Genomic DNA, 8,979 nt, shown 5'->3' on the forward strand with positions numbered 1-8,979 from the left:
CCCCCCCCCCCCCCCCCCCCCCCCCCCCCCCCCCCCCCCCCCCCCCCCCCCCCCCCCCCCCCCCCCCCCCCCCCCCCCCCCCCCCCCCCCCCGTCGCCGTGTCGCGTCAGGGGGCGGCGGGCGGGGCGGTGTCGTCCGGGCCGGTGCCGCGATCGCGGCGCTTCAGCTCCTCCTCGCGGCGGCGCAGGTCCGCCTCCCAGTCCTCCAGGGCCGACGGGTCGGCCCCGCCGCGGGCCCCGTCCTTCCCCGCGCCGTCCCCGGCCCGGTCCTCCGCGGCGTCCCCGCCGCCGGTCTCGCCGTCCGCCTTGAGCGTCCTGAGGAAGTCGGGGTTGTCGTCCGGGGCCACCCACTGCGTCCGCCGGCCGCGCCGCCGGGCCGAGGACCCGCCCCCGCCGTGCCGCACCTTGCCGGCGGCGAGCCAGCCGATCGAGCCGACGACCCAGAACAGCAGGATGATGAAGACCCACGCCAGCTTCGGCAGGTGCTTCGTCTCCTCCTCCGGGGTGTGCAGGCAGTCGATGAAGGCGTAGATCATCAGAGCCATCGGCACGAGGATCATCAGGGCTCTCATGGTGCGTCCCCCAGGAAGCGGCGGCGAGGCGCGGTGGCGCCCCGGTGTCGCGGCCAGGGTACCGGCTCGCCGCCGGTCGGCCGGGGCCCGGCGAGGCGCTCCGGGGGGCGCGGGGGCGGGCATGGCGGCGGGGCCGGCGGGGGAGCCCCGAGGGGGCCTTTCGGGCGGGGATGACAGACTGGATGCCATGGCTTACGACGATCTTCGCTCCCTGCTCCGGGCTCTTGAGCGCGATGGTGATCTCAAGCGCGTCAAGGTCGAGGTCGACCCCCACCTGGAGGTCGGCGAGATCGTCGACCGGGTCAACAAGGCGGGCGGCCCCGCCCTGCTGTTCGAGAACGTCAAGGGCTCCTCCATGCCCCTGGCCATGAACGTCTTCGGGACCGACCGCCGCCTCCTCAAGGCCCTGGGGCTCACGTCGTACGCCGACATCAGCGACAAGATCGGCGGGCTGCTGAAGCCGGAGCTGCCGCAGGGGTTCGTGGGGGTGCGGGAGGCCTTCGGGAAGCTCGGCTCGATGGTGCACGTCCCGCCGAAGAAGGTGAAGCCCGCCGACGCGCCCGTCCAGGAGGTGGTGCTGACCGGCGACGACGTCGACCTGGACGCGCTGCCCGCGCTGTTCACCTGGCCGAAGGACGGCGGGTCGTTCTTCAACCTGGGTCTGACCCACACCAAGCACCCCGAGACCGGCGTGCGGAACCTGGGCCTCTACCGGCTCCAGCGCCACGACAGGCGCACCATCGGGATGCACTGGCAGATCCACAAGGACAGCGCCAACCACTACCAGGTCGCCGCCCGGCGCGGCGAGCGGCTGCCCGTCGCCATCGCCTTCGGCGCGCCGCCCGCCGTGACGTACGCCTCGACCGCGCCGCTGCCGGGGGACATCGACGAGTACCTCTTCGCCGGGTTCGTCCAGGGCAAGCGGATCGAGATGGTCGACTGCCGGACCGTGCCGCTCCAGGTCCCCGCGCACGCGGAGGTCGTCATCGAGGGGTGGCTGGAGCCGGGCGAGATGCTGCCGGAGGGCCCGTTCGGGGACCACACCGGCTTCTACACCCCGCAGGAACCGTTCCCCGCGCTGACCGTCGACTGCGTCACGATGCGCAGGCGGCCGCTGCTCCAGTCCATCGTGGTGGGCCGCCCGCCGACCGAGGACGGTCCGCTGGGCCGCGCCACGGAGCGGTTCTTCCTGCCGCTGCTGAAGATCATCGTGCCGGACATCGTGGACTACCACCTCCCGGAGGCGGGCGGCTTCCACAACTGCGCGATCGTCTCCATCGACAAGAAGTACCCGAAGCACGCCCAGAAGGTGATGAGCGCCGTCTGGGGGGCGCACATGATGTCGCTGACCAAGCTGATCATCGTGGTGGACGCCGACTGCGACGTCCACGACCTGCACGAGGTGGCGTGGCGGGCGCTCGGCAACACCGACTACTCCCGCGACCTGACGGTGGTGGAGGGGCCGGTGGACCACCTGGACCACGCCTCGTACCAGCAGTTCTGGGGCGGCAAGGCCGGCATCGACGCCACCAGGAAGCTCCCCGAGGAGGGCTACACCCGCGACGGGGGCTGGCCGGAGATGGTCGAGTCCGACCCGGAGACGGCGGCGAAGGTCGACCGCCGCTGGAAGGAGTACGGACTGTGAGCGGTGCGGCCGAGACGGCGTCCGTCCCCGGCCCCGCGCCGGCCAGGGGCCGGACCAGGGCCTTCCTGCGGCTGGTGATGATCGAGCACTCGGTCTTCGCGCTGCCCTTCGCGTACATCGCCGCGCTGACCGCGATGTACCGGGTGGACGGCACGATCCACTGGGTCACGCTGCTGCTCGTCACCCTCGCGATGGTGGGGCTGCGGACGTTCGCCATGGCCGCGAACCGGATCATCGACCGGGAGATCGACGCCCGCAACCCGCGCACCGCGAACCGCGAGCTGGTGACCGGCGCGGTGTCGGTGGCGTCGGCGTGGACGGGGGCGCTCGTCGCGCTCGTCGTCTTCCTCGGCGCGGCCGCCCTGCTCAACCCGCTCTGCCTGGCGCTCGCGCCGCTGGCCGTCGTGCCGATGGTGGTCTATCCGTACGGCAAGCGGTTCACCGACTTCCCGCACGCGATCCTGGGGCTGGCGCAGGCCATCGGGCCGGTCGGCGCGTGGCTCGCGGTGACCGGCGCCTGGTCGTGGGACGCGGTGATCCTCGGGCTCGCCGTCGGGATCTGGATCGGCGGCTTCGACCTGATCTTCGCCTGCCAGGACGTGGCCGCGGACCGGGCCCACGGGGTGCACTCCTTCCCGGCGCGCTTCGGCATCCCGGCGGCGCTGTGGGGCGCGCGGGTCTGCCACGTGGTGACGACCGGGCTGCTGGTCTGGTTCGGGCTGGCCACGGGGGCCGAGGTCTTCTACTGGATCGGGATGGCGGTCGTCGCGGCGGCCTTCGTCTACGAGCACCGCGTGGTGCGGCCGCACGACCTGTCCCGGCTCAACCGCGCCTTCTTCACCGTCAACGGCTTCATCGGCATGGCGCTGTTCGCCTGCGCGCTGCTCGACCTGCTGGTGCGCGGCCTCACCCCGTGACGCGGGCGGACGGCGTCCGCGTGGACGGGCCGGGCGGTCGCCGGTGCTCGGGGCGGCGGCCGCGCTCCGCCCGTCCCCCCGGTGGGCCTCCGGGGCGACCGGCCGGTTCCGGATGCGGCGGGCGGGGGCGTGCCGGATAGGCTCGCGCCTGTGAAATCCGAGACTTCAGAGACGCGACGGCAGCGGCGGCCTTGGATTGTCGGGGTGTCGGGCGCTTCGGGGACCCCGTTCGCGGCCGCGGTGCTGCGGGGGCTGCTGGCGTCCGGCGAGAGCGTGGACCTGGTGGTGAGCCGCGCCTCGCGCCTGACCCTGCTCGACGAGACCGGCATCGCGTTCCGGGACGGGCACTGGCGCGAGGACCTGCGGAGCTGGCTGGCGCGGGGCGCCGACGGGGATCCGGAGGCGTTCGCGGTGGGCGGGGCGGAGCTGGAGCGCGTACGCCACTGGCCGGCCGGGGACCTGGCCGCCGGGCCGTCCTCCGGGTCGTACCCGGCGAAGGGGATGCTCATCGTGCCGGCCTCGACGGCCTGTGTGGCCGGGGTGGCGCTCGGCCTGTCGAAGGACCTGCTCCAGCGGGCCGCGAGCGTGACGCTGAAGGAGCGGCGTCCGCTGGTCGTCGCGGTGCGCGAGACCCCGCTCAGCGGCCAGACGCTGAAGCAGATGGTGGCCCTGGACGAGGCGGGCGCGGTCGTGCTGCCCGCCTCCCCGGCGTTCTACGCGGGGGCGACGCACATCCAGGACCTGGTGGACTTCGTCGCGGGGCGGGTGCTCGACGCGGCGGGGGTGCCGCACGGGCTGTACCGCCGCTGGGAAGGAGCGCTCGGTGGCGGCTCCCGCGACCGCGACCGCTAGGGCCGGGTCGGCCGGGGCCGGGTCAGCGCTTCTTGGCCGTGCGCGGGGTGCGGGTCCTGTCGACGCGGTGCGCGGCGGCGGGCTGGTGGGCACGCGAGCGGTTGGCCAGGTCCTGCAGCTCGCGCATCCGGGCGTAGGCCATCTCGATCGTGTACACGGTGAAGATCACTCCTGAAGATTCGAAAGCGTTTCTTGGATGTTCTGAAAGATTTACAGGGTGTGGACCCTGTGTGCCTTAGATTCTACACGTAAGTTCGCGGAACTGCTGAACAATGGAAGGTTTCAGTCATATGGACGCGGTGGACAGGCAGCTCATCCAGGCCCTCAGGGAGAACGGCAGGGCCTCGTACGCCGAGCTGGGGCGGCTGGTGGGGCTCTCCGGGCCCAGCGTCACCGACCGCATCAACCGGCTGGAATCCGCCGGTGTCATCACCGGCTACCGCGCCACCGTGGACTCCGCCTCGCTCGGGCTCGACGTCACCGCGCTCATCGGGATCTCGCTCTCGGACGCCGCCGACCACGAGGACGTGGCGCGCCGGCTGAAGGACCTCGCGGAGATCGAGGACTGCTGGTTCATCGCGGGCGACGACTCGTACATGCTCAAGGTGCGGGTCGCGGACGTGGCCGGGCTGGAGAAGACGATCCGCCGCCTCAGCGGCACGAAGGGCGTCTCCCGCACCCGCACCACCATCGTGCTCTCCACCAAGTGGGAGAACCGGGTCGGGGAACTCCCCGAGGAGTCGTAGGCGTACCGTGGAGCGGAGTCTGTCGTACGGAGATATGGAGGCGCCCTGGTGGACGCGGGACTCAAGCGCGAGCTGGAGGAGAAGGTCCGGGCCGGCGAGCGGCTGACCCGCGAGGACGGGATCGCCCTCTACGAGTCCGACGACCTGGCGTGGCTCGGCGGGCTGGCGCACGAGGTGCGCACCCGTATGAACGGCGACGTGGTGCACTTCAACGTCAACCGCCACCTCAACATGACCAACGTGTGCACCGCCTCGTGCGCGTACTGCTCGTTCCAGCGCAAGCCGGGCGAGAAGGACGCGTACACGATGCGCATCGAGGAGGCCGTCCGACTGGCCAAGGCCATGGAGGGCGAGAACCTCACCGAGCTGCACATCGTCAACGGGCTCCACCCCACGCTGCCCTGGCGCTACTACCCGCGCTCGCTCAGCGCGCTCAAGGAAGCCCTGCCGGACGTGGCGCTGAAGGCGTTCACGGCGACGGAGATCCACCACTTCGAGACGATCTCCGGGCTCTCGGCCTCCGAGATCCTCGACGAGCTGATCGAGGCCGGTCTGGAGTCGCTGACCGGCGGCGGCGCGGAGATCTTCGACTGGGAGGTCCGCCAGCACATCGTCGACCACCGCACCCACTGGGAGGACTGGTCGCGCATCCACCGCCTGGCGCACGAGAAGGGGCTCAAGACCCCCGCGACGATGCTGTACGGGCACATCGAGGAGCCCCGCCACCGCGTCGACCACGTGCTGCGGCTGCGGGAGATGCAGGACGAGACCGGCGGCTTCCAGGTCTTCATCCCGCTGCGCTACCAGCACGACTTCGTGGACATGAAGGACGGCAAGGTCCGCAACCGGCTCCAGGCGCGCACCACGATGGCGACCGGCGCGGAGGCGCTGAAGACCTTCGCGGTCTCCCGGCTCCTGTTCGACAACGTGCCCCACGTCAAGGTGTTCTGGGTGATGCACGGCGTGCAGACCGCCCAGCTCGCGCTCCAGCACGGCGCGGACGACATGGACGGCTCGGTCGTCGAGTACAAGATCACGCACGACGCCGACGACTTCGGCACGCCGAACAAGCTCGGCCGCGAGGACCTGCTCGACCTGATCCGCGACGCCGGCTTCCGGCCGGTCGAGCGGAACACCCGGTACGAGATCCTGCGCGAGTATCCGGGCCCGGACGCGGACCGGCGCGAGTCGCCGCAGCCCATGCGCGTCTGACGCCGCCGCCCGACCCCCGCTCCGTACGCGAAGCCCCGGCCGTCCTCGGTCGGGGCTTCCGTCTGCGCGGCTCCGGTCCGCGCGCTCGGCGTACGGGGCCGGGTCGCGGTTGAGCCCAGGAAAAGTAAGGGTTACTCTGCATCAATGACACTTACTTTCGAGCTGGACCCCGCGTTCACGCCTGCCCTGCGCGACGGCATCACCTCCCTGTGGGCCGACGTCAGCAACGCGGGCGGCGCGGTCGGCTTCGTCCCGCCCGTCACCGCCGAGGAGATCCGGCCCGAACTGCTCAAGCACCTCGCCGCCATCGAGGCCGGCCGCACCCGGCTGCTGGTCGGCCGCGACGAGGACGGGACCGTGGCCGCCACCGCCTTCCTCGCCCTCAACGCCCACCGGCTGATGAGGCACTGGTTGTGGCTGTACACCGTCATGGTCCACCCTCGTCTCCAGGGCAGGGGCCACGGCCGCGAACTGATGGCGGCCGCCGCCGACGCGGCCCGTTCCATCGAGGGCATCGAGGCCGTCCGCCTCACCTGCCGCGGCGGCACCGGCGCCGACCGCTTCTACGCCGCGTGCGGCTACAAGGAGGTCGGCCGGGTGCCGGACGCCATTCGGGTCGCCGAGGGGGACGACCGGGACGACGTGATCATGCTGCTCCCGCTGGGGCCCGCCCTGGTGCGCGCGTAGCGGGGGCCGCCCCCCGCGCCAACCCTGTGGGCCGAGCGCGACGGGGTCGTGCTTCACTGGTCGGACAGGACCGGAGCGAGAGTTCGCGGGACGTCACAGGGAGAAAGGGTCAGCCGTGTCCGCTGCCAAGCCGAGCGCAATGATCCGTTACACGGCACTGCGCCTGCTGATCTTCGTCGGATGCTTCTTCGTCGCGGGTGTCGCCGTCCACTTCGGCGTGCTCCCCGCCGGTCTCGGCGGCTCCAACTTCGTCTGGGTCGTCCTGCTCGGCCTGGTCCTCTCCGCCCCCCTCAGCTACGTGGCCCTGCGCAAGCAGCGCGACGAGATGTCGGCGCAGATCGTCTCCACCGTGGACCGGACGAAGGCGCGCCTGGACGCCAACCGCACCCGCGAGGACGCCGTCCAGTAGCGCCCGGCGCGCTCCGCGACCGCGCCGACGCCGCGGTACGCGGGTAAGCGCCGCGTAAGCTTGCTCACACGCGCACCGCGCGCCCGCCCCCTTCCCGCAGGCCCCGAACCGGAGCGAACCGCTCCAGTGCCGGGGCCTGCGGCGTTCTCCGGGTCGGTACGGCGCCCGGCCGCCCGGCCGGCCCGTACTTCGGAGTCAAAGAAGGGCTTTGAGGTTCTCAAAGTTCAAGTGTTAACGTGTTTGGCATGAAGACCGCAGCGCGCCTCCGCCATGCCGCGAGCATCCCGCTCGTGGCGCGCCTGCACGTCGATCTCTGCCGCTGTATGTCCGCGGTCTGTTGCCGCAACGTCTGATACGGCATCATGCAGCGGCACCGCCCCTGACGCGGGCGCCGCGACCCCGTCCCCGTACCACCGCACGTCCGTCCGGTCTTCCCCGGACGCTGCCGATGCGTCCTTCACTGGAGTGTGTCCGTGTCCGCGAACTCCGCGTCCGCCGCCCCCGAGGCCGAGCAGCCCAACCGCTCCGGCCCCGCCTCCCGCATACCCAGAGTCCCGTTCTGGGCCCAGATCGTCGTCGGTCTGGTGCTCGGCGTCCTGCTCGGCTGGCTGGCGCGCAGCCAGGAGCTGGGCTGGCTCGTCACCACCCTCGACGAGATCGGCTCCCTCTTCGTCCAGCTTCTGAAGCTGGCCGTCGCGCCGCTCGTCTTCTTCGCGATCCTGGTGTCCATCACCAACCTGCGGCAGGTCAACAACGCCGCCCGGCTGGCGACCCGCACCCTGCTCTGGTTCATGATCACCTCGCTGATCGCGGTCGCGATCGGCCTGGCGATCGGCCTGGTCACCAATCCGGGCTCCGGCACCGGCCTGACCCCGAAGGACGGCGCGCTCTCCGAGACCAAGGGGAGCTGGATCGACTTCCTGACGGGCATCGTCCCGGACGACGTCATCACGCCGTTCACCGAGCTGAACGTCCTGCAGATCGTCTTCATGGCCGCCGTCGCCGGCATCGCCGCCCTCAAGCTGGGCGAGAAGGCCCAGCCGATCCTCACCCTCAGCCAGTCGATCCTGGAGCTGCTCCAGAAGGCCCTGTGGTGGGTCATCCGCCTCGCCCCGATCGGCACCGTCGGCCTCATCGGCTACGCCATCGCGGACTACGGCTGGGACCTGATCGGCAAGTACGCGACGTTCACCGCGGACGTCTACATCGGCTGCGCCCTGGTGATGTTCGGCGTCTACCCGCTGCTGCTCGCCACGGTCGCCAAGGTCAGCCCGCTCCAGTTCTTCAAGGGCGCCTGGCCCGCGATCCAGCTCGCCTTCGTCTCCCGCTCCTCGGTCGGCACCATGCCGGTCACCCAGCGGGTCACCGAGCGCCTCGGCGTCCCGAAGGAGTACGCCTCCTTCGCCGTCCCGTTCGGCGCGACCACCAAGATGGACGGCTGCGCCGCGATCTACCCGGCGCTGGCGGCGATCTTCATCGCGCAGATCTTCGACGTGCAGTTGGGCGTCGGCGACTACCTCCTGATCGCCTTCGTCTCGGTGATCGGCTCCGCCGCCACCGCCGGTCTCACCGGCGCGACGGTCATGCTGACCCTCACCCTGTCCACGCTGGGCCTCCCGCTGGAGGGCGTCGGCCTGCTGATGGCGATCGACCCGATCCTGGACATGATGCGCACCGCCACCAACGTGGCCGGCCAGGCGCTGGTCCCGGTGATCGTCGCGGCCCGCGAGAAGATCCTCGACCACGAGGCGTACGCCACGGCCTCGGCCTCCCCGATCGACTCCCTCGACGAGGACGAGACCGCGAACCCCGAGCGCAAGAGCGCCGTCCCGGTCGCCGTCTGACCTCCGGGCGCCCCGCCCCGCACGACCGCGGGGGGGGGGGGCGGGGGGCGGGGGGGGGGGGGGGGGTGGGGGCGGGGGGGGGGGGGGGGGGGGGGA

At 71.8% G+C, this 8,979-nt stretch carries 10 protein-coding genes; 8 read left to right on the top strand and 2 right to left on the bottom strand.

Annotated features, from left to right (window positions below; translation table 11 throughout):
* Positions 1–106 precede the first annotated feature (106 nt).
* Positions 107–571, bottom strand: a complete 465-nt coding sequence (locus tag ACZ6EJ_RS27510) for a PLD nuclease N-terminal domain-containing protein (protein ID WP_469270879.1) — start codon at positions 569–571, stop codon at positions 107–109.
* 187 nt (positions 572–758) lie between these two features.
* Here ACZ6EJ_RS27510 and ACZ6EJ_RS27515 point away from each other — a divergent pair, with 187 nt between their 5' ends.
* From ACZ6EJ_RS27515 to ACZ6EJ_RS27525, 3 genes are all read left to right on the top strand, one after another.
* Positions 759–2,216: a menaquinone biosynthesis decarboxylase gene (locus ACZ6EJ_RS27515; RefSeq protein WP_469270880.1), complete on the top strand. Its 1,458-nt coding sequence runs from the start codon at positions 759–761 to the stop codon at positions 2,214–2,216.
* Entirely contained in the window at positions 2,213–3,133 is a 921-nt protein-coding gene (gene mqnP, locus ACZ6EJ_RS27520; protein ID WP_469270882.1) for a menaquinone biosynthesis prenyltransferase MqnP, read from the top strand. The genes ACZ6EJ_RS27515 and mqnP overlap by 4 nt, the downstream gene beginning before the upstream one ends.
* A 204-nt stretch (positions 3,134–3,337) precedes the next feature.
* Positions 3,338–3,985, top strand: a complete 648-nt coding sequence (locus ACZ6EJ_RS27525) for a UbiX family flavin prenyltransferase (RefSeq protein ID WP_469270884.1) — start codon at positions 3,338–3,340, stop codon at positions 3,983–3,985.
* A gap of 22 nt (positions 3,986–4,007) precedes the next feature.
* Here the strand turns inward: ACZ6EJ_RS27525 and ACZ6EJ_RS27530 are convergent, their stop codons facing one another.
* The gene (locus ACZ6EJ_RS27530; RefSeq protein WP_469270894.1) at positions 4,008–4,154 is read right to left on the bottom strand and encodes a hypothetical protein; all 147 of its coding nucleotides are present in this window, start codon (positions 4,152–4,154) and stop codon (positions 4,008–4,010) included.
* 121 nt (positions 4,155–4,275) lie between these two features.
* Between ACZ6EJ_RS27530 and ACZ6EJ_RS27535 the strand changes: the two genes are divergently transcribed.
* The 5 genes from ACZ6EJ_RS27535 to ACZ6EJ_RS27555 all read left to right on the top strand — a co-directional run bounded on the left by ACZ6EJ_RS27535 (position 4,276) and on the right by ACZ6EJ_RS27555 (position 8,883).
* Positions 4,276–4,731, top strand: coding sequence for an Lrp/AsnC family transcriptional regulator (locus tag ACZ6EJ_RS27535; protein WP_469270886.1), 456 nt, complete (start codon positions 4,276–4,278; stop codon positions 4,729–4,731).
* A 48-nt stretch (positions 4,732–4,779) separates the two neighbouring features.
* Positions 4,780–5,943 carry an aminofutalosine synthase MqnE gene (gene mqnE, locus ACZ6EJ_RS27540; RefSeq protein ID WP_469270888.1) on the top strand — a complete coding sequence of 388 codons (1,164 nt, stop codon included), beginning with the start codon at positions 4,780–4,782 and terminating at the stop codon, positions 5,941–5,943.
* Positions 5,944–6,087: 144 nt separating this feature from the next.
* The gene (locus ACZ6EJ_RS27545) at positions 6,088–6,630 is read left to right on the top strand and encodes a GNAT family N-acetyltransferase (protein WP_469270889.1); all 543 of its coding nucleotides are present in this window, start codon (positions 6,088–6,090) and stop codon (positions 6,628–6,630) included.
* A gap of 115 nt (positions 6,631–6,745) precedes the next feature.
* On the top strand, positions 6,746–7,039 hold the full coding sequence (locus ACZ6EJ_RS27550; protein ID WP_469270891.1) for a DUF4229 domain-containing protein: 294 nt from the start codon (positions 6,746–6,748) through the stop codon (positions 7,037–7,039).
* Positions 7,040–7,512: 473 nt separating this feature from the next.
* Positions 7,513–8,883 (top strand): dicarboxylate/amino acid:cation symporter, encoded by a 1,371-nt coding sequence (locus tag ACZ6EJ_RS27555; protein ID WP_469270893.1) that lies wholly within the window; start codon positions 7,513–7,515, stop codon positions 8,881–8,883.
* Positions 8,884–8,979 lie beyond the last annotated feature (96 nt).

Source organism: Streptomyces sp. NPDC041970 (genome assembly GCF_055588985.1).